Here is a 25,041-nt window from a genome sequence, read left to right on the forward strand (position 1 = left end):
TTAACTTCAAGTGAAGAATGGTTTAAATTACTATCGATTATACGGTTTCATATCGCGGTTAAGCTGGCGTCATTGTTTTCACTACAGGAGACCCGCATGAAAATCGTTGAAATCCGCGAAAAGACCATCCCCATCTCTTCCCCCATCCGCAACGCCTACATCGATTTCAGCAAGATGACGCTGAGCCTGGTGGCCGTCGTCACGGACGTGATGCGCGACGGCAAGCCTGTCGTCGGCTATGGCTTCAATTCGAACGGTCGCTACGGCCAGGGCATGCTGATGCGCGAGCGCTTCATTCCCCGCATCCTCGACGCCGATCCCGCCTCGCTGGTGAAGGATGACGGCAGCAATTTCGATCCGCACAAGGTGTGGGACTGCATGTACACGAATGAAAAGCCGGGCGGCCACGGCGAACGTTCGGTGGCCATCGGCACCATCGACATGGCCATCTGGGACGCCGTGGCGAAGATCGAGAACAAGCCGCTGTTCCAGCTGCTGGCCGAGCGCCACGGCACGGGCGTGCCGGACAAAAAAGTCTTCGTGTATGCGGCCGGCGGCTATTACTACCCGGGCCAGAGCCTGACGGCGCTGCAGGACGAGATGCGCAGCTATATCGACCGCGGCTACACGGTGGTCAAGAAAAAGATCGGCGGCGCCTCGCTGGACGAGGATCTGCGCCGCATCGACGCCATCATGGAGGTGCTGCGGGATGGGCAAAAGCTGTGCGTGGATGCCAACGGCCGTTTCGACCTGGACACCTCGATCGCCTACGCCAAGGCGCTGCGCCAGTACGACCTGTTCTGGTATGAAGAGGCGGGCGACCCGCTCGACTTCGAACTGCAAGCGACCTTGCGCAGCTATTACGACAAGCCCATGGCGACGGGCGAGAACCTGTTTTCCATGCAGGATGCGCGCAACCTGATCCGCTACGGCGGCATGCGCGCCGACCGCGACTGGCTGCAGTTCGATTGCGCCCTCAGCTACGGTCTGGTGGAATATTTACGCACGCTGGATATGCTGCACCAGCACGGCTGGTCGCGCAGCCGCTGCATTCCGCACGGCGGCCACCAGATGTCCTTGAATATCGCGGCCGGCCTGGGCCTGGGCGGCAATGAATCGTATCCCGATCTGTTCCAGCCGTTCGGCGGTTTTCCCGATGGCGTGCGCGTGGAAAACGGCCACATCACCATGCCGGAGCTGGTCGGCATCGGCTTCGAGGGCAAGGCCAACCTGTATGCGGAAATGCGCGCCCTGAGCGGCCAGTAAGCGCTATGGCGTTCTTTGCCAGAAGCGCAGCCGGTTGCCGAACGGGTCCGCCACTTCCAGGATGCGGCCCCAGTCCTCGTCGCGGATGCCGGGCCGCGCATACGGGTAATCCTTCGCCTGCAGCTCCGCGTGCAGGGCGGCGATGTCGTCGACGGGGATCAAGAGCGCCGTGCCTGGCGTGGCGTCGCCGTAGTGCTCGGACAGATGCAGCACGAGATCACCGCGCGTCACCTGCAGGTACAGCGGCGCCGTGGGCGCGAAGCGGTGTTCCCAGTCCAGGGTAAAACCGAGAAAACCGAGGTAGAACTCGCGCGTTTTTTCTTCGGAAAAGCTGCGCAGGATGGGGATGGCGGGGGACAGCTGCATGGCGGCCCTTTCAACAAAGGTGGCAAGATTCCTATTCTAGCGTCAGGCCAGCGCCTGCCGTTTCATGCGCGCGGCGGGGCTGGCCTTCTCCCAGCGGAACAGCCACATGATGATCAGCTTGGTCGTGGCGCTGACGCAGGCCAGCAGCAGCAAGGGCCAGCCTGTCGCCAGCCCCATGGCGCAGGCAAAGAAGATGGTGCTGACATCCATCGCCAGGATGAACTGGCTCATTTTCAGGGACACGGCACCCGTCCTGCCCGAGCGCCAGATCAAGCGGATCTGGTGCGCGTAGCCCTGCGCCAGCAGCACGGTGACGGCAACGATCAGGCTTTGCGAGATCGCGCGCTTTTCATCCGTGAAGGTGGAGCCGAACAGCAATCCCGCCACGCCCGCACCCAGCAGCAGCGCGCAGGCCTGCAGCGCGTTGCGCGATGCCCGGCTGCGGCGGTCGCGGTCGATTTCATACAGGATGCCCAGCGCGATCAGCGAGGCGATCAGGCGCGGCCAGACGATGTAGTGGTTGAAGGGCGTGATCGAATAGCCGTAGACGAAGAAGGCGCAGTAGGCGAGGAAGCTGACGGTGAACTGGTTGAGCGACAGGATGTCCGTCGCCTTGCCGGCGCCGATGCCGGCGTCGTGCTTGCGCCGCCAGATTTTTTGCAGCTGCGACCATAAACCAAGCAGGCTGACGACGATGAAGAGGGAGTTGAGGCTGCCGGCGATGGCGTACAGTGAACTGGATTGCAAGGTGTCTCCCTGGAGGACAAGGCAGCCCTGTGAGATAGGGCGCCTTGTCTATACATTTTGCAACATATTCTCATGAGGTAAATTGCCATGCAAGCAATATTTCATGTCTGGCTGGCTTTGCCAATACTTGCCCGAACTCACCTCTCGCCGTACTTGCCCCTATAATCATGGCATGACTTTCTTATCACTGCGTGCCCGCTCCGTGCTGGGCAGTATCGGCAAAATGGCCGTTTCCCTGATTCTCTTGCTGACCGCACTGTGGGGCGCGCTGGCGCTGTGGTACCAGCTGTCCGGCGGCACGGCGGCGCAAGCCATCGGCGCGCTGCTGTGGGGTGCGCTGGGCGTGGCCAGCATCGCGCTGTGGTGGATGCGCGGCGATGCGCGCGTGCTGCTGCCGTATGCGGCCGGTTTTATCCTGCTGCTCGTGTGGTGGAGCCTGATCACGCCGAAACAGCAGCGCGTGTGGGCCGACGACGTGGCGCGCAATGTGACGGGCACGCTCAAGGGCAATCTCGTGACCTTGGACAATGTGCGCAATTTCGACTGGCGCAGCGACGACGACTACACGGTCAAGTGGGAGCAGCGCAGCTACGACCTCGACGAACTGCGCACGGTCGACACGGCGCTGTCGTACTGGACGGGCCCCTATATCGCGCATACCCTGATCTCGTTCGGCTTTGCGGACGGGCGCTTCCTGACGTTTTCCATCGAAATCCGCAAGGAGAAGGGCGAGAGCTTTTCCGCCATCGGCGGCTTCTTCAAGCATTTCGAGATGAGCCTGATCGCCGCCGACGAGCGCGACATCCTGCGCGTGCGCACGAATGCGCGGGGCGAGGACATGCATCTGTACCGCGTGATGATGCCGAAAGCGGCCATGCGCTCGCTGTTCCTCGCCTACCTGGACGAGGCGCAGGCGCTGAAAAACAAGCCGCAGTTCTACAACACCCTGACGGCCAACTGCACCACCATCGTCTTCGAGATGGTGCGCCGCATCGTGCCTGGCCTGCCGCTCGACTACCGGCTGATGGCTTCCGGCTACCTGGACCGCTACCTGTTCGACGTCAAGGGCCTGGTGCCCGGCTTGACCTTCCAGCAGCTGCGCACGGGGGGCCACATCACGGCGCGCGCGCGTGCCGCCAACGACGATGCGGATTTTTCGCACACGATCCGGCGCGGCATGCCGGGCTATGACGAAGCGGGCTTCCCGAAGCTGCAAATGCCCAGGCAGTAAGCGCCTGCTTTATACTGTCGCTATTCCGACCGGCCGCACATTGCGGCCGGTCTCACTTCATGACTCAATAATAAGAAGGCCCGCTATGCCATTTTCCTCACTGGGTCTGATTCCCTCCCTGGTCCGCGCCGTCGACAAGGCCGGCTATGCCGCGCCGACGGCCATCCAGGCGGCCGCCATTCCCGCCATCCTGCGCGGCAGCGACGTGCTGGGCGCGGCGCAGACGGGTTCCGGCAAGACGGCCGCCTACGCGCTGCCGCTGCTGCAGGCGCTGATGGCGCCGGCCTCCGGCCCGCGCCAGGTGCGCGCGCTGATCCTCGTGCCTACGCGCGAGCTGGCGGCGCAGGTGGGGCAGACGGTGTACGCGCTGGCCAAGCCGCTGCCCGTCAAACTGAAGATTTCCGTGCTGTTCGGCGGCGTGTCGATCAATCCGCAGATGATGGATTTGCGCGGCGGCGCCGATATCGTCGTCGCCACGCCGGGCCGCCTGCTGGACCTGGTGCGCCAGAATGCCGTCAAATTGGGCGGCGTGTCGCTGTTCGTCCTGGATGAAGCCGACCGTTTGCTCGACATGGGCTTCAGCGAGGAAATCAACGCCATCCTGGCGCTGCTGCCAGCGAAACGGCAAAACCTGTTCTTCTCCGCCACCTTCCCCGACAGCGTGCAGGCACTGGCCGACAGCCTGCTCAAGGAGCCCGTGCGCATCGAAGTGGCGTCCGAACCGCAGGACAAGCCCGACATCGTGCAGCGGGCCATCACGGTCGACGTGCCGCGCCGCACGCAGCTGCTGCGCTACCTGATCCTGCAGCAGCAGTGGGAGCGCGTGCTGGTATTTGTCGCCACCAAGTACGCGGCCGAACACGTGGCCGACAAGCTGCAGCGCGCGGGCTTGCACGTGGGCGCCTTCCACGGCGAATTCAGCCAGGGCACGCGCAGCCAGCTGCTGGCCGACTTCAAGGCGTGCCGCTTGCAGGTGCTGGTGGCTACCGACGTGGCCGCGCGCGGCATCGACATCGCCGGCCTGCCTGCCGTCGTCAATTACGACTTGCCCCGTTCGGCCGTCGACTACACGCACCGCATCGGCCGCACGGGCCGCGCCGGCGAAAGCGGCACGGCCATCAGTTTCGTGACGGCCGATACGGAAGCGCATTTCCGCCTGATCGAAAACCGCAACGACTTGCGCATCGTGCGCGAAGTGGTGGCCGGTTTCGAGCCGACGGAACTGCCCGCGCCCGTGAGCACCGTGACGGACACGGTGAACGGCGGCGTGAAGGGGGCGCGCAAGAGCAAGAAGGATAAATTGCGCGAAGCGGCAGCCCTGGCGGCGAAGGCGGCCGAGGGCAATTAAATCCGCCTTATGTGCGCTAGCCGCTTGAACGGCTGGCCGTCCCGCTTTAAGATGATGTTTCTATAAAGCAAGGGGACTGTTGATGCACATGACATTCATCACGCGCGCGGGCGCTCTGGCTTGCGCGCTGGCGCTGGCAGGCTGTGCCGGCATGGGCGGCAAAAGTGATGGCAGCGGCATGCAGATGCCGGGCAAGACGCCTGCCGATGCCGCCGTGGCCGCCACCTGGTACAACCCGCCCAGCGAATTTCCCGGCATTTGCCTGACCCAGTTCAAGGATGGCAGCCTGCGTTTCGATGGCGGCTTCGCCTTCTATAATCCGGGCCGCTGGGCGTATGACAGCGCCACGTCCGAGCTGCGTTTGCAACTGGCGCCGACGCCATCGCTGGAACTGTCGCACGCGCAAATCGTGCAACACATGAACCTGCTGCGCATCGAGGCGGACAAGAGCACGCTGGTGTATGGGGTGAAAGCCGATACCAAGGCCATCGGCTTGGGCGGTTTTGTGTTTTACCGCGATACGCCTTGCCCGGCACGGCGCGGATAGGTAGCTGATAAATGCCATACAGGAATATTTAGTCGTATAATTTCAACGCAAGCTGGCTGCCGCGCAAGACTCGCAAGACTGTTCCGCGTAGCAGATTCCCCCCTCCAGGCAAGCTCCGATATCGCCGCGGCGATGAGAGGATGGTCCGATGGATTTGCACGACGAACAGGGTATGCCAGGGATTGTGGCGGCGGACGCCGTGGCGCCACCGCGCACCTTGCTGCTGGTCGATGACGAGCCGAATATCCTCGCTTCCCTCAAGCGCCTGCTGCGGCGCGATGGCTACCATATCCTGACGGCGGGCAGCGGCCAGGAAGGGCTGGAGGTGCTGGCCAGCCATGCCGTCGACGTGATCGTGTCGGACCAGCGCATGCCCGGCATGCTGGGCGCCGACTTCCTGCGCAAGGCCAAGCTGCTGTGTCCGCAAACCATCCGCATCATGCTGTCAGGCTATACCGAGTTGCAGGCCGTCACGGATGCCGTCAACGAGGGCGCCATCTTCAAGTTCCTCACCAAACCATGGGAAGACCATCAGCTGCGCGAGCATATCGCCGAAGCCTTTCGCCTGAAGGGCATCGATGACGACAATGTGCGGCTCAATGCGCAGTTGCGCGAGGTCAACCTGGCGCTGGCGGCAGCCAATGCCGCCATGCAGGCGCTGGTGAGCCAGCAGCAGCACCAGATCAGCCGCGACGAAGTCAGCCTGGGCATCGCGCGCGAAGTCCTGCAATTTTTGCCGCTGCCCGTGATCGGGCTCGACGATGAAGGCATGATCGCCTTCATCAATGCGGCGGCGGCCAACCTGTTCGAACGGGGTGCGGCCCTGCTGGGCAACGAGGCGGCCTTCGTCTTGCCGCAACTGTTCGACGGGCAGGACACGCCGCGCCTGGCCGCCATCGATGGCCAGCCGTATGTCGTGGCGGTCCATCCGATGGGCCTGCATTCGCGCTCGCGCGGCAGCCTGGTCACCCTGAGTCGTCATGGAGCGAATACATGAGTGAAAGCGGACGCGAGATTTCCATGGAGCAGGCGCAGGAAGGCATGGTGCTGGCGCAGGCGCTGAGCGATGCCAGCGGCGCCGTACTGCTGGCCCAGGGCGCCACCCTGACGGCGGCGAACCTGACGGCCTTGCGCAGGCGCAATGTGGAGCGCTGCCATGTCGTCATGGACGAGGCGATTGACCCCGCCGCGCAGGCGCATGCCGAGCAGGAACGGGCGCGCCGCCTGGAACGGCTGGCCGTGCTGTTTCGCGCCACGCCGCCCGATTCTGCAGGGGCGGAACTGCTGGCGCTGCTGCAGCGCTACCGGCAAGGGGGCGCGGCATGACACGGCTCAGTTTTGAACACATCATCCGCCAGATACAGGAACTGCCTTCGCTGCCGGTGGTGGTGCTGGAACTGCTGTCGAGCATGGACCAGGACGACACGGACGTGCATGTACTGGCGCAAAAGATCGAGCTGGACCAGGCCCTGGCGGCGAAGACCCTGCGCATCGCCAACTCCTCGTTCTACGGCATGCAATCGAAGGTCACCAGCATTCCGCAAGCCGTTTCCGTGCTGGGTTTTCACAGCATCCGCACCGTCGTCACGGCCTGCGCGCTGACGGGCAGTTTCGCGCCCGTCAGCGGCGGCTTCGATTTCCAGGCGTTCTGGCGCCATTCGCTGGCCACGGCCATCGCCGCGCGCCTGCTGGCGCCGCACTTGCGCGTCAATCCCGAAACGGCGTTCACGGCGGGACTGCTACACGACCTGGGCACCCTGGTGCTGGTGACGCGCTTCCCGGCCGAGCACGCGCTTGTGCGCAGCTACCGCCAGGCGCATGACTGCCAGATGGCCGACGCGGAACTGGCCGTCATCGGCATCGACCACGCGCAGGTGGGCAGCGCCCTGGCCGCCTACTGGAAGTTTCCCGAGGCGATACAGCAGGCGGTGGCCGACCACCACGCCATCGACCGGCTGGAGGCGGGCGGCTTGCCGCTGGCCGTGCATCTGGCCAATGCCGTCGCCCTGGCGCTCGACCTGGCCGGCGTCGACGATGCGCTGGTGCCGCCCCTGTCGTCCGCGGGCTGGCGCAGCGTCGCGCTGGATGAGCAGGCCTGGCTGGCGCTGCTGCGGCAAACGGAACACACCTTCGATGAAATGTCGCGGATCATGCTGGCATGAACAGGATACAGGCCATGGAAACAGACGCAGGGCAGGCACTGTCCGCCACGCCGGAACGCCGCCAGGGCGATTCCATCGCGCTGTCGGCGTTTTTCGATGGCCATCCCGTGGCCACTTTCGCCATCGACACGGACCACGTGATCACGCACTGGAACAGCGCCTGCGAACAGTTGACGGGCTTTACGGCCGCCGAGATGGTCGGCACGCGCGACCACTGGAAGGCGTTTTATCCGCAGCCGCGCGCCTGCCTGGCCGACCTGCTGGTGGCCGACGATATCGCGCTCGGCGAAAATGACCTCTACCTCGGCAAGCTGAAGCGCTCTCCCGTGATCCCGGGCGCCTTTGAGGCCGAGGATTTCTTTGCCGATATCGGCCCCGAAGGCCACTGGCTGCATTTCACGGCGGCGCCCCTGCGCGACCGCCAGGGACGCCTGGTGGGCGCCATCGAAACCCTGCGCGACGTGAGCGAGCGGCGCCTTGCGGAACTGGCGCTGCGCAAGGCGCACGATAACCTGGAACACCTGGTGGCCAAGCGCACTGCCCAGCTGGCCGACATGAACGAGCGCCTGGCCGACGATATCCGCCAGCGCCAGATCGCCGATCTCGAATTGCGCGAGCGTAACCTGGCCCTGACGGAATTGAACAGCAAGCTGTCGCTGGCCCAGCAAAAACTGCTGCAGTCGGAAAAACTGGCCTCGATCGGCCAGCTGGCCGCCGGCGTGGCGCACGAGATCAACAATCCCATCGGCTATGTGTTTTCCAATGTCGGCACGCTGGAAGGGTATCTGGACGACCTGTTCAGCATGCTCGACGCCTATGAGGAAGCCGAACCGGCCGTCGCCGACCCCGCGGTGGCGGCGCGCCTGCGGGCGCTGCGCGAACAGGTCGACCTGGACTTCCTGCGCACCGACATTCCGCTGCTGATGGGCGAGTCGAAGGAAGGCATTGCGCGCGTGCGCCGCATCGTGCAGGACCTGAAGGATTTTTCGCGCACGGATGCGCACCAGGAGTGGGTCTGGGCCGACCTGCGCCAGGGCATCGATACCACGCTCAATATCGTGAATAACGAGGTCAAGTACAAGGCCGACGTGGTGCGCGAGTACGCCGACATTCCCGATATCGAATGCCAGCCTTCCGAACTGAACCAGGTGATCATGAACCTGGTCGTCAACGCGGCCCATGCCATGGGCGAGGCGCGCGGATGCATCACCCTGCGCACGGGCAGCGACAACGCGACGGAAGTGTGGATCGAGGTCGAGGACACGGGCGGCGGCATCGCGCCCGAACACCTGTCGCGCATCTTCGACCCGTTCTTCACCACCAAGGCCGTCGGCAAGGGCACGGGGCTGGGCCTGTCGCTGGCCTACACCACGGTGCAGAAACATCACGGCCGCATCGACGTGCGCAGCATCATCGGCCGCGGCACCACCTTCCGCATCACCTTGCCCGTGCGCCAGGCGCAGGCCGTCGCACCATGACCGAACAGGACAGCATGAGCACCAGTACCAGCGCCAGCACCGCGGCCGCGCCGCCCACCATCCTGTGCGTCGATGACGAACCGAATATCCTCTCGTCGCTGCGCCGGCTGTTCCGCCCGCATGGCTACCGCGTGCTGACGGCCGACGGCGGCGCGGCCGGCCTGGCCCTGCTCGAGAGCGAGACGGTGGATCTGGTCATTTCCGACATGCGCATGCCGCACATGGATGGCGCGCAGTTCCTGGCCCAGGTGCGCCAGCGCTGGCCCGGCACCATGCGCTTGCTGCTGACCGGCTATGCCGACATCCAGTCCATCCTCGACGCCATCAACCAGGGCGAGATCTACCGCTACGTGACCAAGCCGTGGGACGAGAACGATATCGTGCTGGTGGTGCGCCACGCGCTGGAACGGCGCGCGCTGGAGCAGGAAAAGCTGCGCCTGGAAGCGCTGACGGCCAGCCAGAACGTGGAGCTGCAGGCGCTCAACGCCAGCCTGGAAGCGAAGGTGGCCACGCGCACGCAGCAGCTGAAGCAGTCGCACGACGAAGTGCAGGCGGCCAACGAGCGCCTGAAGGCCACGTTCGTGACGACGATCAAGGTGTTTTCCAACCTGATCGAGATGCGCGGCGGCAAGCTGGCAGGCCATGCGCGGCGGGTGGCCGAGCTGTCGCGCAAGCTGGCGCAGGCGCTGGGCCTGGAAGGGCAGGAGGCGCGCGACGTGTTCATCGCGGCCCTGCTCAAGGATATCGGCAAGCTCAGCTTGAGCGACGATGTGCTGGAGTTGCCGGCCAGCGCCTGGACGGGCGAGCAGCTGGCCGCGTTCCGCAAGCATCCGCTGCGCGCCGAACAATTATTGATGGCGCTCGAGGAGCTGCGCGCCGTCTCCGTGATCCTGCGCTCGCAGCTCGAGCGCTTCGACGGCGGCGGCTTTCCCGATGGCCTGGTGGGCCTGGCCATTCCGATGGGGGCGCGCATCCTCGCGCTGGCGTCGGACTACGACGGCTTGCAGATCGGCGCCATGGTGCAGCGCAGCCTGCGCGCCGAGGAGGCCCGCACCCTGATCTACGACAGCGTCGGCAAGCGCTACGACCCGGCCGTGGTGGCCGCTTTCCGCAGCATCATGGAGGAGACGGAACCGCCGGCGCGCGACCTGACCGTGCTGTCGGGCCAGCTGGAACCGGGGATGGTGCTGTCGCGCGACCTGATCAGCCGCGATGGCTTGATGCTGCTGGCGGCCGAGCACGTGCTGACGGCCCGCGTGATCGCCCAGCTGCTCGACTTCGAAAGCAAGAATGGCGGGCGCCTCAGCATCCGCGTGTATGTGCCCGTCAAGGAAGGCTAGGACACTGCCTGGGCCGCTGGCGGCGATATGGGCAGGTGCACGGTAAAGCGCGTGCCGCGACCCACCTCCGAGGCCACGTCGATGCGGCCGCCGTGCTTGTTGACGATGCCGTATGACAGCGACAGGCCCAGGCCCGTGCCGCTGCCGACGGCCTTGGTGGTGAAGAACGGTTCGAAGATGCGGTTCAGGTGCTCGGGCGCGATGCCGGCGCCCGTGTCGCCGATCTCCACCCAGACCCAGTCGTCCGCATGGCCGGTGCGGATGCTGATCACGCCGTCGCTGCCGATGGCCTGGCCCGCGTTGACGAGCAGGTTCATGAAGACCTGGTTCAGCTGCGAGGCAAGGCACAGTATCGGCGGCAGCTCGCCATACTGCTTCTCGATGCGCGCCTTGTATTTCAATTCATTGGCGACGATATTCAGGGTGCTGTCCAGGCCCGCATGCAGGCTGGCCACTTGCCAGTCCGTCTCGCCCACGTGGGAAAAATCCTTCAGCGCCTGCACGATGTCGCGCACGCGTTTGAGGCCATCCATCGATTCGCGCACCAGGTCGCCGATGTCGTCCTGCAGGAAGGCCAGGTCGGCCTGCGCGCGCACCTGGACCACGTGCGCGGCCAGGGCCGGGCCGTCGAGCGGCTCGCGCATCGCCGCCTCATACTGGGCGATGACGTCGAACAGGGTGCCGACATAGCCTTGCAGCGAGCTCATGTTCGAATTGACGAAGCCGATCGGGTTATTGATTTCATGCGCGATGCCGGCCGCCAGCTGGCCGATGGACGCCATCTTTTCCGATTGCAGCAACTGGTCGTGCGCTTCCTGCAGCTTGCTGATCAGTAGTTGCTGCTCTTCGCCGCGCGCTTGCAGCATCGCTTCCATGCCCTTGCGTTCCGTGATGTCCGTCAGCGAGCCGATCACCTCGAACGGCACGCCATGCTCGTCGCGCACGAGGCGCAGGCTGTCGTGCATCCACAGATAGCTGCCGTCGCGCACGCGGAAACGGTATTCGTAGGCGCGCGCGCCTTCGACGAAGATCTGCGCCAGGCTGGAAAAAATCCCGGGCGCATCGTCGGGGTGGATATGGTCGAACCAGAAATTGGGGTCGGCCACCATCTCCTCGGGCTGGTAGCCCAGCACATTCAGGGCATTGTTGCTGACAAACGTCATCTTGAAGTCGCCGCTGGGCACGGTGCAATAGATGATGGAGGGAGTATTGTCGAGCAGGTATTGCAGGCGCACGGCCGTGGCGGCCGGTGCATCATCGCCAGGCGCCGCCCCGGCATGCCGGCCGGTATCGGGAGTGGAAAGGTCGAAATCCTCGAACTGCATCGTCACACCTCGCTGCCTGCACGGCATAGCTGTCGTCCTGCTTCGATTATGCCTGATTCCGCCTGCCTTGGGCCGGCATCGGCGCGCTCAGGGGGCCAGCGGCTGCTCGACGATTGCCATGCGCCGCGCGATGCGCTGCGCCGCCTGCGTGTCGCCCGCCTGTTCGGCGCGCAGGCGCTGCACGCCCAGCCACGCCAGCAGCGGCCGGCGCCAGCCCTGGTCCGAGGCGGTGGCCACGGCCGTATCGAGCAGTTCCGGCGTGGCGCGGCCAGAGCGCAGCAGCACGCCGGCCGCCACCAGTTGCGACAGCGGGTCCTTGATGGCTGCCACGGCGCTGGCGGCGGCCGTGTCGGAGCTGGCGCTGGCTGCCGCCCGCTGCGCTTCCGGCAGCAGGGCGACGTCGGCCGCCTGCGCCTTGCCGGCCAGCCAGGCCGCATACGCGCGGTCGGCGGCTGTCGCATCGGCTTGCAGGGCGTCAAAGCCGGTGCAGTCCTCGAAGGCCAGGCTGGCCACGCGCGTGGCGCAGCGCAGCAGTTCGATGCGCGCCACGAGTTCAAGCTTGCCCGTGCCCGCCACCTGGCTGCGGGCACGCCGGAATTCCGTCTGCTCGACCAGCGCGTTGCCGCCCAGGTAGGCCGCCTGGAAACGCTCGACGGAACTTTGCGCATTCATTTTCCAGTCCGGCACGGGCGGGCCGCTGGAGCAGGCGGCAAGCAAGGTGCACAGCAGGGCGGCGATGGCGGGGCGGGATATTTTCATGGCAGTTTGATCTCCGGATTGCGCTTGAACGGCCATTTGCGGTTGATTTCATTGACCAGCTGCTCGACCTTGCGCAGATTGCTTTCCACGTCGGCGCGCAGCGGACCCAGGTCGGCTGTCGCCGCCTTGGCATTGGCGCCCACGGCTTGCGCCTCGACCAGCACGGCGTCGACTTTTTTCAGGCTGTTGCGGGTGTCGGCCAGCAGGGCGTTCAGCTGCACGATGGTCGCCTGCGCATCCGTCATGACGCCCTTGTCGCCGAAGACGCGCGTATCGGCATTCGCCACCAGGCCATCCGTGCGGCGGGCCAGCTGGTCCGCCGTGATCAGCAGGGCATTGGCCCGCTCGACCAGCAGGCGCGACTGCTTGTCGTCGCCCGTCAGCAAGCCCATGGCGCCGCCTGGGCCGCTCAGCTTGCCGGTGACGGCCTGCACATTGCGCAAGGTGCCGTCGAGCGCGGAATCGGTGCCCGTCAGGCTGGCTACGTTGTTCAGCAAGTCCTTGGCGGCGGCCAGCAGGCGGGGGATTTCCGCCGCCATGTCGCCCACCAGCAAGTCGCGCGTGGCGTCGTCGGGCAGCGGCGGGTCCGTCAGGATGCCGCTGTAGGCGCGCAGCTTGGCGCCGCCCACGATGCCACGTTCCAGGGTGAAGATGGAGCTGGTGCGCAGCCAGTGCGCGTCTTTTCTCGGCACGTCGATGATGACGCGCGCGCGGCCGTCCGGCGCCAGCTCGATGCGTTGCACGCGGCCGATGGGAAAGCCGGAAAAGGTCAGGTCGGCGCCCACGCCGACGCCGTCGGAATCGTCGGCCGTCAGCACCAAGGTCTGCGTGGCTTCGAAGGCGCCGCGCGCATACATCAGGTAGACGACGGAGCCGACCACCAGCACGAACATGAAGACGAGCAGGATGGCCGCCTTCAGTTCGGCGTGGCGCACGGGCGGCGGGGCGGGCAGCACGGAATCTTGCGTGAGACCGGCGGGCGCCGTGACGTCGACCTGGTCGGGATTCGGGGGTTGGCTCTGGCTCATGGCTTCTGGCTCTCGTATGGGTGGTTCGGGATCGCTGGCGGTGGCGGGCGGGGCATCAGTAGTAATTGCCCATCAGCGAAGCCACTTCGACCAGCAGGATGACGGAAAACAGGCGCAGCATTTCGGACAGACCGTGCGCGGCCCACAGGCGGTTGCGCCGGCCGTGCGGCTCTTCCGGATAATAGGAGGAGGCCAGCGGGATCAGGGCCACGGCAAAGCTGAAGAAGATGACCTTGAGCATCAGGATCAGGGCCACGGCCGGATTGAATATCTGCCCCACGACGCGCGTGTAGCCTTGCAGCGCCCACGGCGTAAAACCGTAGATGGTGACATAGGCGAGGATGAGCGAAGTGACGCAGCTGACGATGGCCAGCATCCACACGGCGAAGATGCCCGACATGACACGCGGAAAGTATTCGCGGCGCAGCAGGTCGACGCCCTGGCGCTGCATTTTCTCGAGCATGCCGGACGAGCGCATTTGCGCGAACGCAATGCCGTCGGGCAAGGTCAGGCGCAGCGCCACGAACAAGGCGGCCGTCAGCGGTATCAGTTCCAGCACCAGCACGCGCACCACCATTTCCAGCGCATAGCGCGACAGGCCGTAGCTTTGCGCGCTGACGACGACGATGCGTATCAGCACCAGGCTGACCAGCGCGCAGGCGACGCTGAACCACACGAGGTTCGGCGCCGTATTCGTCACCAGGCGGTGCGCGAGGATGGGGCGGTTGTCGCGGTTATAGCTCGATGGCGACAGGGCCAGCGAAAACACGAGGATGGCGAAATGCAACATGCGCCACCAGCTGACCAGCCAGGCCATGGTGGCCCGGTGCAGGCGGCGCAGGCTGATGATGAGGGAGACGGATAGGGTCATCATGGCATCTTAACATTGGATGCGTTCGATACAAGCGATTGTCCAGCAGTGCACGGCAGGCCCGCTATTGGCCGGCCACGCTGGCGACGCTGTGGATAATCGCGTCGGCCGCCGCCCGTACACGGGCAGAGCGGTTCAGGTCGGCATGCATGACCAGCCACACGTCGTAGCTTTCCGCCCGCTCGGGCCAGATGCGCACGAGCTGCGGGTCGATGTCGCCCAGGTGCGTGGCCAGCTCGGCCACGCCCAGGCCCGCGCGCGTGGCGTCCTGCAGCATCGCCGCCGAGTTCACTTCCATGGCGACCCGGGCGTTGGCGACGGATTCACCGGCCAGTTTTTCCCCGTGGCGCGGCGTCACGGAATGGTGGTAGATGACGATGTCGTGGCCGGCCAGCGCCGTGCCGCGCACGGGTTCGCCCCGTTCGGCCAGGTAGCTTTTCGACGCATACAGGCCCAGGCTGCGCTTGACGAGGTGGCGCGAGATCAGGTCCGGGTCGGTGGGACGCACGCCGCGCACGGCCAGGTCCGCTTCGCGCCGCGTCAGGCTGGCCAGCGCGGGTGCCACGTTGAGCACGATGCGGATGTCCGGGTGCGCCGCATGCAGCTGCTGCATGGCGCGGATGACGAAATGGCTGGCCATGGTGTCGGTGGTGGCCACGCGCACCAGGCCGCTTAAACGATTGTCGACGCCCTGCATTTCGCGCTGCAGCTTGTCGGCCGCCCGTTCCATGGCTTCGGCCGCCGTGAGCGCCAGTTCGCCGGCCGGCGTGGGCACGTAACCGGACGGCGTGCGCAGGAACAGGGTGGCGCCCAGCGAGCTTTCCAGCGCGGCCAGGCGGCGCCCGCACGTGGCCTGGTCGATGTGCAGCAGGGCCGCCGCGCCGCGCAGGGTGCCGGCCCGGCCGATGGCCAGAAAGATGCGCGCGTTATCCCAGTCCATAAGCCCAGTCCATGACTTGTTTTCCTGTCGTGATGATGATGCATTTTTGCATCATAGTGCTGATTTTATGCCTGTTTACTGCATCGCGCAACGCTCGCATAATGGCTGCCCCGCTGTCCCTGCAAGGAAATACCATGTCTGCCCCCACACCGCGCCGCGCCAGCGGCTTCATCCTGCTGACCCTGGCGTTCGGCTTCGTCATGGCGATGATCGACGTCACGGCCGTCAACGTGGCCCTGTCCGATATCGCGCTGGACCTGGCCATACCGCTGACGGGCCTGGTCTGGGTGGTCGACGGCTACACCCTGACGTTTGCCGCGCTGCTGCTGGCCGGCGGCGCGCTGGCCGACCGCTACGGCCCAAAAGCCGTGTACCAGGGCGGCCTGGGCGTCTTCCTCCTCGGCTCGATCCTGTGCGGCGCCGCGCCCGACGGGCATTTCCTCACTGCCGCGCGCTTGCTGCAAGGGGCGGGCGCGGCCCTGTTCATGCCCAGTTCCCTGAGCTTGCTCACGCACAGCTTTGACGACGAGCGCGAGCGCACGCGCATGCTGGGCGCCTGGTCGGCGCTGGTGGGCGTGGCCGGCGCGTCCGGCCCCTTGATCGGCGGCATCCTTGTGCACCAGTTCGGCTGGCGCAGCGTGTTCTGGGTGAATGTGCCGCTGGGCGTGCTGGCCATCGTCATGGCGCAAGTGCTGCTGGCCGCGCCGGCGCGCCAGCCGCGCGATCTGTCGCTGCTCAGCCATGCCCTGGGCGTGGCGGCGCTGGCGGGCCTCAGTTTCGTGCTGATCGAAGGTCCCGTGCTAGGCTGGCTGTCGCCGGGCGTGCTGGCGGCGGGGGCCTTGACGGTGCTGTCCACCGGGCAATTGCTGCGGCGCGAACGCAGCGGCAGCCATCCGCTGTTGCCGCGCGCACTGTTCCACAGCAGCAGCTTTGGCGCGGCCAATGGCGTGGGTTTCCTGATCAATTTCTGCGTGTTCGGCCAGCTGTTCTTATTGAGCCTGTTCCTGCAGCAGTCCGGCGGCGCCGATGCCTTGCAATCGGGCTTGCGCCTGCTGCCCATGATGGCGGCCTATACGGTGGGAAACTTTATGGCGGGAAGTATTGCGGCGCGTTATGGCACGCGCTTGCCCATGCTGCTAGGCTTGCTGGTGGGCGCTGGCATGGCCTTGCTGCTGATGGCCTTGCGTCCGGGCACGCCATATTTCCTGCTGGCGCTTGGCACGGCAGTCATGAACGTGGCCATCGGCATCGCCATTCCCGCCATGACGGCCACCGTGATGCGGGTGGCCGGCAAGCAGCATGCGAACAGCGCGGCGGCAGCCCTGAATGCGAACCGGCAAATCGGCGCGCTGGTGGGCGTGGCCTTGGTCGGCAGCATCCTGCACATGGTGCAAGACTGGTCGCTGCGCCTGCCGCTGGCCTACGCGACGATTGCCATCGCGTATGGCCTGGCGGCGGGCCTCGTGTACAAGCATGTACATTTGCCCAAGGCCGTGGCCGCCTTAAGCTAGCTTACTGTTCGCGCGTGCTGCGCCACTCCACCAGTTCCTCGATGGTGAGGATCGGCATGCCGTGCAATTCGGCGAAGCGTTCGATATCGTCGCCGCGCATCATGGTGCCGTCCGGGTTCATCAGCTCGCACAGCACGGCGGCCGGGTTCAGGCCCGCCATGCGCGACAGGTCGACGGAGCCTTCCGTGTGGCCACGGCGCTCGAGCACGCCACCGGGCGCGGCGCGCAGGGGAAACACGTGGCCAGGGCGCACCAGGTCGGATGGCTTGGCGTTCGGCGCGATGGCGGCGCGGATGGTGGTCACGCGGTCGGCGGCCGACACGCCCGTCGTGACGCCGTCGCGCGCCTCGATGGAGACCGTGAACGGCGTGCCGTAGCGGCTGCCATTGTCGGACGACATGGGCGGCAATTCCAGCGCGCTGACGACGTCCGTCGGCAGGCACAGGCAGACGATGCCGCTGCATTCGCGGATCAGCAGGGCCATGGTTTCGTTCGTCAATTTTTCGGCCGACAGGATCAAATCGGCTTCGTTTTCACGGTCGAAATCGTCAAGCAGGATGACGGGAATGCCGGCGCGCATGGCGGCCAGGGCGGATTGGATGCGACCTTCCAGGTCGTTGGAAAGCAGGGTGTAGCTGTTGACTAACATGGTGAAACGCTCCTCGCATAGGCGAAAAACGCTGCAGGGCAAGCGAATAGACGCAGCCGGCCGCATCGACAGGTCGATCGGACATCGCGTTTACTGCACATCTTCTTTCATCCGGACTATACCGTCGGCTCTGGAGTTACACCAGATCTGCTGACCTTTCCTCGGATTGGCTTATTAACCTGCTGCGCAGCCCACTCTCGACTTTGCGTTGCTCACTGTACCTTCGTACAGTTGCGCTACTCAAGCCGATATTGAGCTTGCTCGCGACGGTTACTAATGCCAATCCTTGTCGGAAAGCGCTCGCGGGCTTGACCGTTGCCGGTCTTACCGCCGGTGGGGAATCGCACCCCGCCCCGAAGACGTATTGTTGTGCCGGTCCACATGACCGGCGGCAATACTTTAGCACAATTGAAAGAAGCTGGCAGGGCACTGTTGAGTTTGTCATTCGGCAAAGTTGCCTGGGGAAAGCAGTTCTTCCTAAGCTGTTTTTAATGGCGGAAAGACGATTTCAGTGTAAGGTACGCTTACTGAATCTTACCGTTGAGAATACATGAAGCTGAGTAAATTACGCCTGATCTCGGGCGCCGTCTTGCTGGCGTGCGCCTGCATGGCCCAGGCGGAAATCCGTTTGAGCGATCCCCTGCCGCTGGCACCAGAAGTTACCGTCGGAAAACTGCCGAACGGCTTGACCTATTACATCAAGAAAAATGCCCGTCCCGCGCAAAAAGTGGAATTGCGCCTGGTGGTGAAAGCCGGTTCCATTCTGGAAGATGACGACCAGCAAGGCCTGGCCCATTTCACGGAACACATGGCCTTCAATGGCTCCACGCATTTCAAGCGCAATGAACTGATTTCCTATCTGCAATCGATCGGCGTGAAGTTCGGCGCCGACCTGAATGCCTACACGAGCTTTGATGAAACCGTGTACGTGCTGCCGATTCCGACGAACAAGAAGGAAAACCTGGAAAAGGGTTTTCTCGTGCTGGAAGACTGGGCGCATGGCTTGAAATTCAATCCGGCCGACATCAACAGCGAGCGCGGCATCGTGCTGGAAGAGGCGCGCCTGGGCAAGGGCGCCAGCGACCGCATGAACAAGATCCTGTATCCGAAGTTGCTGAACGGTTCGCGCTATGCGGAACGCATGCCGATCGGCAAGGAATCCGTCTTGAAGACGTTCAAGCCGGAAGCCATCAAGCGTTTCTACAAGGATTGGTACCGTCCCGACCTGATGGCCGTGATGGTGGTCGGTGATGTGGAACCGAAACAGGCTGAAAAGCTGATCCAGCAGCATTTCGGCAAACTGAAAAATCCCGCGAAACCGCGTCCGCGCCTGTATGCGGAAGTGCCGCAGCGCTCGCAAACGGAAGCGCTGGTGATCACGGACAAGGAAGCGCCGGACGACACCGTCTTCATCCGCTACCCGATCCGATCCGCGCAGGAGCCCGTCACCATTGCCGACTACCGCCGCCAGATGATCGAAAACCTGTACGGGCAAATGCTCAGCGCGCGCATGCAGGAATTGACGCAGCAAGCCAATCCCCCGTTCATCCAGGGCGGCAGCAGCATGGGCAAGCTGGTGCGCGGCTATGAATCGTTCAGTGCGTACGCCTTGCTGGGCAAGGGCGGCGTGCAGCCGGCCGTCGATGCGCTGGTGCAGGAAGATGAGCGGGCGCGCCGCTTCGGTTTCAGCCAGGACGAGCTGGACCGCGCGCGCAAGAACATGCTGCGCAATTACGAGCGCGCGTACAGCGAGCGCGACAAGTCCGACTCGGCCGGTTTCGTGGCCGAGTATTCGCGTAACTTCCTGGAGCAGGAAGCCATCCCCGGCATCGCCAATGAATTGCTGTACGCGCAGGAACTCTTGCCGCAAGTAACTCTGCAGGAAATCAACGAGACGGTGGCCAAGGTGATTCCCGACCAGCAAAAGAAACTGGTGGTCTTCATGGGCGCCGAATCGAAAGCGGGCGCCAGCGTGCCGACGCAGCAGCAATTGCTCGACGCGGTGGCGAAGGCCGAGCAGCAAACCATCGAGCCGCGCACGGAAAAAGTCCTGGCCAGCAAGCTGATGGACGGCCCGCCGGCCGGCGGCAGCATCGCCTCGGAAAAGTTGAATAGCGCCATCGGCGTGACGGAACTGACCCTGGGCAATGGCGTGCGCGTGCTGCTCAAACCCACGGACTTCAAGAATGACCAGGTGCTGATGGGCTCGACGCGTTTCGGCGGCCAGTCGCTGTTTGGCGATGCCGACATCTACAACGCCCGCTACGCGAGCGCCGTGGTCGGCAGCATGGGCCTGAAAGACCTGGCGCCGCTGGACTTGCAGAAAGTGCTGGCTGGCAAGACGGTCAACGTGGGCGCTTCGCTGGGCGAACTGAGCGAAGGCTTTGGCGGCTCGGCCAGCAGCGCCGACGTGGAAGCCATGCTGCAACTGGTGTACCTGTATTTCAACGACGTGCGCAAGGATGTGGGCCTGTACCAGTCCTTCATCGGCAAGCAGCAGGACCTGGCGAAAAACAGCATGGCGCAGCCGGAGGCCGTGTTTTACGATGCCATCCAGCACACCATGTTTGGCGACAACCCGCGCGTCGATGGCGTGCCGCGCGTGGCCGACTTCGACAAGGTGGGCCTGGACCGTTCGCTGGAAATCTTCCGCCAGCGTTTTTCCAGCGCGCGCGGCATGACCTTTATCTTCACGGGCAGCTTCGAGCTCGACAAGATCAAGCCCCTGATCGCCAGCTACCTGGGCACCTTGCCCGTGGCCGACGTGCCGCACGCCTACCGCGACGTGGGCATGCGCCCAGTGACCGGGATCGTCAAGAAGGATATCTACATGGGCAGCGAGCCCAAAAGCACGATTTCCATCACCTTCAATGGCGACGTGGCGTATTCGGATGAGCAAAAGCTGACCCTGCAGGCGCTGGGCGAGGTGCTGAACCTGAAAGTCATCGAAGTGCTGCGCGAAAAGATGAGCATGATCTATGGCGGCGGCTTTGAAACCTCGATGGGCCAGCATCCGTACGGCCATTACTCGGTGGCCTTGAACTTGCCCACCGGACCGGAAAACGTGGACAAGGTGATCGCCGCGGCGTTTGCCGAAATCAACAAGATGAAGACGGACGGGCCATCCGCGGCGGACCTGGAAAAGGTCAAGCTGAACTGGATCACGCGCCAGCAGAAATCCTTGCGGGAAAACAACTACTGGATGAACCAATTGATGGGTTCGGTAACGCAGGGGCGCGACCCTGCGCACATCCTGCGCTACGAGCAGCGCGTGCGCGCCATCACGCCGCAAGCCGTGAAACTGGCGGCGCAGCGCTACCTGGACATGCACAATTATGTGCAGGTAGTGCTGTATCCGGAACGTAAAAACGTTGCAGCCAAGTAAGCTTCATTGTTGAACTGCAGGGGCGGCAGTGTGGCGAAGCTGTTAAACTGCTGCTTATTGATGTGATCGCAATTTAACAAGCAAGGAAATACGATGGCTAAGAAAGAAGAACTCGATCCGGAGACCCTGGAGTTGATCAACTGGTGTATCGAGGTCGAAGGCTTCCTCGTGGCGGGCGGCGCCACCGTGGCGCAGGCACAGGACCACATCGAAGAACAGGTCGAGTGGTTTACCGACCAGTTCTACGACGGCTTGACGCCGGAAGAGGCAGCCAAGGAAGCCTTGGCCTGACCTTTCAGTCAGACTTCAGCAAGACATATGCGGGCGGTGCCTGCCGGGCATCAGCCTGGTAGCGCCGCCCGCTTTGCTTTTCTGAAAAGATTTCCATATGGAAATTGTTTATAATTCCACATTTTATTCTTTACCCAGGCACCCATGACACTCCGTTCGCGCATTCTCCTCCTGTGTTTCAGCACCTTGCTGGGCATCGTCCTCATCGCTTCGTTTTCCCTGTATTCCTTGCGCCAGACCATGATGGCGGAAAGGGTGGAGCAGCTGACGGTGCTGGTGGAATTGGCCAATGCCTCGGTGGAAAAGGCGTATGCGCTGGAACAGTCTGGCAAGCTCACGCGTGAGCAGGCGCAGCAGCAGGCCAAGCTGGCCATCGGCAGCTTCGTCAAGGACGAGATGTATTATTTCGTGCGCGATTTCAGCACGGACTTGCTGTACGTGCACCCGAATGCGTCGCGCATCGGCACGCCGCAAAAGAACATGAAGCAGTCGGGCGACCGCTACCGCGCGGCCCTGGCCACCAGCCGCATCGGCCTGGTGCAGGCGGATGGCACGCGTCCGGGCGTGAAGGACCCGGTGGCGAAGATGTATGCCGTGGTGAAATTTGCGCCGTGGGATTGGCTGATCGGCACAGGCACGTACATCGATGACATCAACCACAAATTCTGGGCCCAGGCGGGCGTGCTGCTGGCCATCGGCGGCGCGCTGATGCTGGTGGTGGGCGCCCTGGCGGCCCTGATGCTGCGCCGCATCCTGGGCCAGCTCGGTGGCGAACCCGACTATGCAGCGGCCATCGTGGCGCAAATCGCCCAGGGCGACCTGACCACGCAGATCGATACGCGTCCCGGCGATACGTCCAGTCTGTTGATGGCGATCAAGGCCATGCGCGACAACCTGGCCCATCTGGTGAGCCAGGTGCGCAACGATGCGGAATCCATTTCCACGGCATCGGGCGAGATCGCTTCCGGCAACCACGACCTGTCGGCGCGTACGGAGCAGCAGGCGGGCTCATTGGAAGAGACGGCCTCGACCATGGAAGAAATGACCTCGACCGTGCGTCAGAATGCGGACAATGCGCGCCAGGCGAACCAGTTGGCTATTTCTGCCTCGCAAGTGGCGAGCCAGGCGGGCGGCGTCGTGAGCCAGGTGGTCGACACCATGGGCGCCATCAATGCCTCGTCGAAGAAGATCGGCGACATCATCGCCGTCATCGACGGCATCGCCTTCCAGACGAATATCCTGGCCTTGAACGCGGCCGTGGAAGCGGCGCGCGCGGGCGAGCAGGGCCGTGGCTTCGCCGTCGTCGCCAGCGAGGTGCGCAACCTGGCGCAGCGTTCGGCTGCGGCCGCCAAGGAGATCAAGCAATTGATCGACAGTTCCGCCGAGCAAGTGGGCGCCGGTGAAAAACTGGTGGCGCTGGCGGGCGAGACGATGGAAAAAGTCGTCTCCAGCGTGCAGCATGTAACCGATATCGTGGCCGAGATTTCCTCTGCCAGCGCCGAGCAAAGCGCCGGCATCGAGCAGATCAACCAGGCCATCGTCGAGATGGACAACATGACGCAGCAAAACTCGGCCCTCGTCGAGCAGGCGTCGGCGGCGGCGCAAGCCATGAACGAGCAGGCGGCGGGGCTGGCGCAGATCGTCAGCGTGTTCAAGGTGGGCGCAGTGGCGCCGGCAGCGGCAACACTACAGCGCAGCGTGCCTGCGGCGCGGCGCCTGACGCGCTAAGCGCTTTTTTCTGTCACTGGGGAACTTAACCCTGGCTCACCTGTCCAAACTTTTTCGTCCGCACTGGACGCACAGAAGAGGTGAGCATGACAGACGGTTTTTCCTATCACGCGGCGTTCGCCCGCAACCTGGGCTGGGTCACGCAGGCGGAGCAGGATAGCTTGCGCGGCAAGCGCGTGGCCATTGCCGGCATGGGCGGCGTCGGTGGCGTGCACTTGCTGACCCTGGCGCGGCTCGGTATCGGCGCTTTTCATATCGCCGATTTCGACACCTTCGATATCGCCAACTTCAACCGCCAGGCCGGCGCCATGGTCTCCACCCTGGGGCAGCCCAAGGTGGCCGTGCTGGCGCAGATGGCGCGTGACATCAATCCCGAACTTGAGATTAAACAATTTCCAGACGGTATACACGACAGCAACCTGGCCGAGTTTTTTGCCGGTGTCGACCTGTATGTGGACGGCCTGGATTTCTTCGCCTTTCCCGCGCGTCAGGCTACCTTCGCCACGTGCGCCCGCCTGGGCATCCCCGCCATCACGGCCGCGCCGCTGGGCATGGGCACGGCCGTGCTCAGCTTCATGCCGGGCGGCATGACGTTCGAAGAGTATTTTGGCTGGGGCGACTTGCCTGAGGAAGAAAAAGCCTTGCGTTTCCTGGTCGGATTGGCGCCGGCCGGCTTGCACGGCTCCTATCTGGTCGACCCGTCCGCCATCAACCTGAAGGAGCGGCGCGGGCCGTCGACCATCATGGGCTGCCAGTTGTGCGCGGGCGCGGCCGCCACGGAAGCCTTGAAGATATTGTTAAAGCGGGGCAAGGTGATGGCGGCGCCGCACGGCATGCATTTCGACGCCTACCGCAACAAGCTCGTGCATACCTGGCGTCCGGGCGGTAACCGTCATCCGCTGCAGCGCCTGACGATGGCCATCATCAAGCGGCGCCGCGCGGCGCAGGGGGTATAAATGGCGCAAGCACCGCAGATCGATCCCGTACTGGAAAACATCCTCGACCAGGCGCGCTGGGCGCCCAGCGGCGACAACACGCAGCCGTGGCGCTTTGAAGTCGTGGACCCGCGGCACGTGGTCGTGCATGGCTTCGATACGCGCAGCCATTGCGTGTATGACCTCGACGGCCATCCCAGCCAGCTATCGCTCGGTGCCTTGCTCGAAAGCATGGCACTGGCGGCCAGCAGCCATGGCTTGCGCATGGAAGCGCGCCGGCGTCTGTCCATGCCCGACACGCTACCCACCTTCGATGTGCGCCTGGTCGACAGTCCCGGCAAGCAGCCCGACCCGCTGGCGGCCTGCTTGCCGCAGCGCAGTGTGCAGCGGCGCCGGCTCAGCACGCGCAGCTTGCGCGCCAGCGAAAAGGCGGCGCTGGCGGCCAGCTTGCCGCCCGGGTACGGCGTGCAGTGGTTCGAAGGCGGGCGCGCGCGCCTGGCCTGCGCGCGCCTGATGTTCGACAATGCGAAGCTGCGCCTGACCATGCCCGAGGCGCACAAGGTGCACCGCGACGTCATCGAATGGGGCGCGCGCTTCAGCAGCGACCGCATTCCGGAGCAGGCGCTCGGCGTCGACCCGATGACGGCGCGCCTGATGCGCTGGGTCATGCACAGCTGGCGCCGCGTGGATTTTTTCAATACCTGGCTGGCTGGCACCGTCGCGCCGCGCCTGCAGATGGACTTGCTGCCGGGCCTGTATTGCGCCGCGCATTTCATGCTGCTGGCCGATGCGCCGCCGCGCCACATCGACGATTACGTGGCGGCCGGCCGCGCCATGCAGCGCTTCTGGCTGACGGCCACGCAGCTGGGCCTGCAATTGCAGCCGGAACTGACGCCGCTGATCTTTGCCCGCTATGTGCGCGAACGGCGCACTTTTTCGCGCACCGATGGCATGCAGGAGCTGGCGCAGGAGCTGGCCGCGCAATGCCAGACCGTGCTGGGCGCCACGGCGGTTGAGCGGGCCGTGTTTCTCGGGCGCATAGGCGCCGGGCCGGCGGCCAGTGCGCGCTCGCTGCGCCGTCCGCTGCAAGACTTGCTGGTGGCGCCAACGGCGGGGCAGTGAGGCGCGCGTGAC

Annotated in this window: 23 protein-coding genes and 1 riboswitch; of the genes, 15 read left to right on the forward strand and 8 right to left on the reverse strand. The window is 64.4% G+C overall.

Annotated elements, in window-relative coordinates; genetic code table 11:
• Positions 1-96 precede the first annotated feature (96 nt).
• A complete protein-coding gene (locus IGS58_RS07680; protein WP_230521008.1) occupies positions 97-1,266 on the forward strand; it encodes a mandelate racemase/muconate lactonizing enzyme family protein in 1,170 nt (389 codons plus the stop codon).
• A gap of 3 nt (positions 1,267-1,269) precedes the next feature.
• On the opposite strand, the gene IGS58_RS07685 is transcribed toward IGS58_RS07680, so the two are convergent.
• Positions 1,270-1,632 (reverse strand): glyoxalase superfamily protein, encoded by a 363-nt coding sequence (locus IGS58_RS07685; RefSeq protein WP_070255437.1) that lies wholly within the window; start codon positions 1,630-1,632, stop codon positions 1,270-1,272.
• Between the two features lie 42 nt (positions 1,633-1,674).
• Positions 1,675-2,379: a hypothetical protein gene (locus IGS58_RS07690; RefSeq protein WP_230521009.1), complete on the reverse strand. Its 705-nt coding sequence runs from the start codon at positions 2,377-2,379 to the stop codon at positions 1,675-1,677.
• A 172-nt stretch (positions 2,380-2,551) separates the two neighbouring features.
• On the opposite strand from IGS58_RS07690, the gene IGS58_RS07695 reads away from it, so the two are divergent.
• The 8 genes from IGS58_RS07695 (at position 2,552) to IGS58_RS07730 (ending at position 10,485) form a co-directional block, all read left to right on the forward strand.
• Positions 2,552-3,610 carry an Lnb N-terminal periplasmic domain-containing protein gene (locus tag IGS58_RS07695; protein WP_230521010.1) on the forward strand — a complete coding sequence of 353 codons (1,059 nt, stop codon included), beginning with the start codon at positions 2,552-2,554 and terminating at the stop codon, positions 3,608-3,610.
• Between the two features lie 85 nt (positions 3,611-3,695).
• A complete protein-coding gene (locus IGS58_RS07700; protein ID WP_230521011.1) occupies positions 3,696-4,958 on the forward strand; it encodes a DEAD/DEAH box helicase in 1,263 nt (420 codons plus the stop codon).
• Between the two features lie 82 nt (positions 4,959-5,040).
• Positions 5,041-5,505 (forward strand): hypothetical protein, encoded by a 465-nt coding sequence (locus IGS58_RS07705; RefSeq protein ID WP_092606000.1) that lies wholly within the window; start codon positions 5,041-5,043, stop codon positions 5,503-5,505.
• A gap of 148 nt (positions 5,506-5,653) precedes the next feature.
• Positions 5,654-6,502 carry a response regulator gene (locus IGS58_RS07710; RefSeq protein ID WP_230521012.1) on the forward strand — a complete coding sequence of 283 codons (849 nt, stop codon included), beginning with the start codon at positions 5,654-5,656 and terminating at the stop codon, positions 6,500-6,502.
• Complete coding sequence (locus IGS58_RS07715; protein WP_230521013.1) at positions 6,499-6,831, forward strand: hypothetical protein; 333 nt, start codon at positions 6,499-6,501, stop codon at positions 6,829-6,831. Before IGS58_RS07710 ends, IGS58_RS07715 begins: the two co-directional genes overlap by 4 nt.
• On the forward strand, positions 6,828-7,667 hold the full coding sequence (locus IGS58_RS07720; RefSeq protein ID WP_230521014.1) for an HDOD domain-containing protein: 840 nt from the start codon (positions 6,828-6,830) through the stop codon (positions 7,665-7,667). The genes IGS58_RS07715 and IGS58_RS07720 overlap by 4 nt, the downstream gene beginning before the upstream one ends.
• Positions 7,668-7,681: 14 nt before the next feature.
• Entirely contained in the window at positions 7,682-9,145 is a 1,464-nt protein-coding gene (locus tag IGS58_RS07725; protein ID WP_230521015.1) for an ATP-binding protein, read from the forward strand.
• 14 nt (positions 9,146-9,159) lie between these two features.
• A complete protein-coding gene (locus tag IGS58_RS07730; RefSeq protein WP_230521016.1) occupies positions 9,160-10,485 on the forward strand; it encodes an HD domain-containing phosphohydrolase in 1,326 nt (441 codons plus the stop codon).
• Here the strand turns inward: IGS58_RS07730 and IGS58_RS07735 are convergent.
• From IGS58_RS07735 to IGS58_RS07755, 5 genes are all read right to left on the reverse strand, one after another.
• Complete coding sequence (locus IGS58_RS07735) at positions 10,482-11,810, reverse strand: ATP-binding protein (protein WP_230522210.1); 1,329 nt, start codon at positions 11,808-11,810, stop codon at positions 10,482-10,484. The genes IGS58_RS07730 and IGS58_RS07735 overlap by 4 nt on opposite strands.
• Positions 11,811-11,897: 87 nt before the next feature.
• The gene (locus IGS58_RS07740; RefSeq protein ID WP_070255404.1) at positions 11,898-12,569 is read right to left on the reverse strand and encodes a hypothetical protein; all 672 of its coding nucleotides are present in this window, start codon (positions 12,567-12,569) and stop codon (positions 11,898-11,900) included.
• Positions 12,566-13,597, reverse strand: coding sequence for an MlaD family protein (locus IGS58_RS07745; protein WP_034779304.1), 1,032 nt, complete (start codon positions 13,595-13,597; stop codon positions 12,566-12,568). Before IGS58_RS07745 ends, IGS58_RS07740 begins: the two co-directional genes overlap by 4 nt.
• A 55-nt stretch (positions 13,598-13,652) precedes the next feature.
• Positions 13,653-14,471: an MlaE family ABC transporter permease gene (locus tag IGS58_RS07750; protein ID WP_092605990.1), complete on the reverse strand. Its 819-nt coding sequence runs from the start codon at positions 14,469-14,471 to the stop codon at positions 13,653-13,655.
• Between the two features lie 61 nt (positions 14,472-14,532).
• Positions 14,533-15,408, reverse strand: a complete 876-nt coding sequence (locus tag IGS58_RS07755) for a LysR family transcriptional regulator (protein WP_230521017.1) — start codon at positions 15,406-15,408, stop codon at positions 14,533-14,535.
• 134 nt (positions 15,409-15,542) lie between these two features.
• On the opposite strand from IGS58_RS07755, the gene IGS58_RS07760 reads away from it, so the two are divergent.
• Entirely contained in the window at positions 15,543-16,919 is a 1,377-nt protein-coding gene (locus IGS58_RS07760) for an MFS transporter (RefSeq protein WP_230521018.1), read from the forward strand.
• A 1-nt stretch (position 16,920) separates the two neighbouring features.
• Here the strand turns inward: IGS58_RS07760 and ribB are convergent, their stop codons facing one another.
• Positions 16,921-17,568: a 3,4-dihydroxy-2-butanone-4-phosphate synthase gene (gene ribB, locus IGS58_RS07765; RefSeq protein ID WP_070255398.1), complete on the reverse strand. Its 648-nt coding sequence runs from the start codon at positions 17,566-17,568 to the stop codon at positions 16,921-16,923.
• Between the two features lie 95 nt (positions 17,569-17,663).
• Positions 17,664-17,933: riboswitch (FMN riboswitch) on the reverse strand.
• A gap of 185 nt (positions 17,934-18,118) precedes the next feature.
• On the opposite strand from ribB, the gene IGS58_RS07770 reads away from it, so the two are divergent.
• The 5 genes from IGS58_RS07770 to IGS58_RS07790 all read left to right on the forward strand — a co-directional run bounded on the left by IGS58_RS07770 (position 18,119) and on the right by IGS58_RS07790 (position 25,029).
• Positions 18,119-20,953 carry a M16 family metallopeptidase gene (locus IGS58_RS07770; protein WP_230521019.1) on the forward strand — a complete coding sequence of 945 codons (2,835 nt, stop codon included), beginning with the start codon at positions 18,119-18,121 and terminating at the stop codon, positions 20,951-20,953.
• A 93-nt stretch (positions 20,954-21,046) separates the two neighbouring features.
• Positions 21,047-21,244, forward strand: a complete 198-nt coding sequence (locus IGS58_RS07775; RefSeq protein ID WP_010399555.1) for a hypothetical protein — start codon at positions 21,047-21,049, stop codon at positions 21,242-21,244.
• Between the two features lie 144 nt (positions 21,245-21,388).
• The gene (locus tag IGS58_RS07780) at positions 21,389-22,972 is read left to right on the forward strand and encodes a methyl-accepting chemotaxis protein (protein WP_230521020.1); all 1,584 of its coding nucleotides are present in this window, start codon (positions 21,389-21,391) and stop codon (positions 22,970-22,972) included.
• A gap of 86 nt (positions 22,973-23,058) precedes the next feature.
• Complete coding sequence (locus IGS58_RS07785) at positions 23,059-23,928, forward strand: ThiF family adenylyltransferase (RefSeq protein WP_230521021.1); 870 nt, start codon at positions 23,059-23,061, stop codon at positions 23,926-23,928.
• Positions 23,929-25,029 carry a nitroreductase family protein gene (locus IGS58_RS07790; protein ID WP_230521022.1) on the forward strand — a complete coding sequence of 367 codons (1,101 nt, stop codon included), beginning with the start codon at positions 23,929-23,931 and terminating at the stop codon, positions 25,027-25,029. It abuts the gene before it with no gap.
• Positions 25,030-25,041 lie beyond the last annotated feature (12 nt).

The sequence above is a fragment of the Janthinobacterium sp. EB271-G4-7A genome (assembly GCF_020858075.1).
In the GTDB taxonomy this organism is placed as follows: domain Bacteria; phylum Pseudomonadota; class Gammaproteobacteria; order Burkholderiales; family Burkholderiaceae_D; genus Janthinobacterium; species Janthinobacterium lividum.

Excerpts from the sequence above, each read along its gene's own strand:
- IGS58_RS07705 (WP_092606000.1), top strand. The coding sequence starts at position 5,041 with ATGCACATGACATTCATCACGCGCGCGGGCGCTCTGGCTTGCGCGCTG.
- IGS58_RS07720 (WP_230521014.1), top strand. The coding sequence starts at position 6,828 with ATGACACGGCTCAGTTTTGAACACATCATCCGCCAGATACAGGAACTG.
- IGS58_RS07680 (WP_230521008.1), top strand. The coding sequence starts at position 97 with ATGAAAATCGTTGAAATCCGCGAAAAGACCATCCCCATCTCTTCCCCC.
- IGS58_RS07730 (WP_230521016.1), top strand. The coding sequence starts at position 9,160 with ATGAGCACCAGTACCAGCGCCAGCACCGCGGCCGCGCCGCCCACCATC.
- IGS58_RS07745 (WP_034779304.1), bottom strand. The coding sequence starts at position 13,597 with ATGAGCCAGAGCCAACCCCCGAATCCCGACCAGGTCGACGTCACGGCG.
- ribB (WP_070255398.1), bottom strand. The coding sequence starts at position 17,568 with ATGTTAGTCAACAGCTACACCCTGCTTTCCAACGACCTGGAAGGTCGC.
- IGS58_RS07725 (WP_230521015.1), top strand. The coding sequence starts at position 7,682 with ATGGAAACAGACGCAGGGCAGGCACTGTCCGCCACGCCGGAACGCCGC.
- IGS58_RS07780 (WP_230521020.1), top strand. The coding sequence starts at position 21,389 with ATGACACTCCGTTCGCGCATTCTCCTCCTGTGTTTCAGCACCTTGCTG.
- IGS58_RS07755 (WP_230521017.1), bottom strand. The coding sequence starts at position 15,408 with ATGGACTGGGATAACGCGCGCATCTTTCTGGCCATCGGCCGGGCCGGC.
- IGS58_RS07760 (WP_230521018.1), top strand. The coding sequence starts at position 15,543 with ATGTCTGCCCCCACACCGCGCCGCGCCAGCGGCTTCATCCTGCTGACC.
- IGS58_RS07710 (WP_230521012.1), top strand. The coding sequence starts at position 5,654 with ATGGATTTGCACGACGAACAGGGTATGCCAGGGATTGTGGCGGCGGAC.
- IGS58_RS07750 (WP_092605990.1), bottom strand. The coding sequence starts at position 14,471 with ATGATGACCCTATCCGTCTCCCTCATCATCAGCCTGCGCCGCCTGCAC.
- IGS58_RS07700 (WP_230521011.1), top strand. The coding sequence starts at position 3,696 with ATGCCATTTTCCTCACTGGGTCTGATTCCCTCCCTGGTCCGCGCCGTC.
- IGS58_RS07785 (WP_230521021.1), top strand. The coding sequence starts at position 23,059 with ATGACAGACGGTTTTTCCTATCACGCGGCGTTCGCCCGCAACCTGGGC.
- IGS58_RS07790 (WP_230521022.1), top strand. The coding sequence starts at position 23,929 with ATGGCGCAAGCACCGCAGATCGATCCCGTACTGGAAAACATCCTCGAC.
- IGS58_RS07715 (WP_230521013.1), top strand. The coding sequence starts at position 6,499 with ATGAGTGAAAGCGGACGCGAGATTTCCATGGAGCAGGCGCAGGAAGGC.
- IGS58_RS07685 (WP_070255437.1), bottom strand. The coding sequence starts at position 1,632 with ATGCAGCTGTCCCCCGCCATCCCCATCCTGCGCAGCTTTTCCGAAGAA.
- IGS58_RS07695 (WP_230521010.1), top strand. The coding sequence starts at position 2,552 with ATGACTTTCTTATCACTGCGTGCCCGCTCCGTGCTGGGCAGTATCGGC.
- IGS58_RS07740 (WP_070255404.1), bottom strand. The coding sequence starts at position 12,569 with ATGAAAATATCCCGCCCCGCCATCGCCGCCCTGCTGTGCACCTTGCTT.
- IGS58_RS07770 (WP_230521019.1), top strand. The coding sequence starts at position 18,119 with ATGAAGCTGAGTAAATTACGCCTGATCTCGGGCGCCGTCTTGCTGGCG.
- IGS58_RS07735 (WP_230522210.1), bottom strand. The coding sequence starts at position 11,810 with ATGCAGTTCGAGGATTTCGACCTTTCCACTCCCGATACCGGCCGGCAT.
- IGS58_RS07775 (WP_010399555.1), top strand. The coding sequence starts at position 21,047 with ATGGCTAAGAAAGAAGAACTCGATCCGGAGACCCTGGAGTTGATCAAC.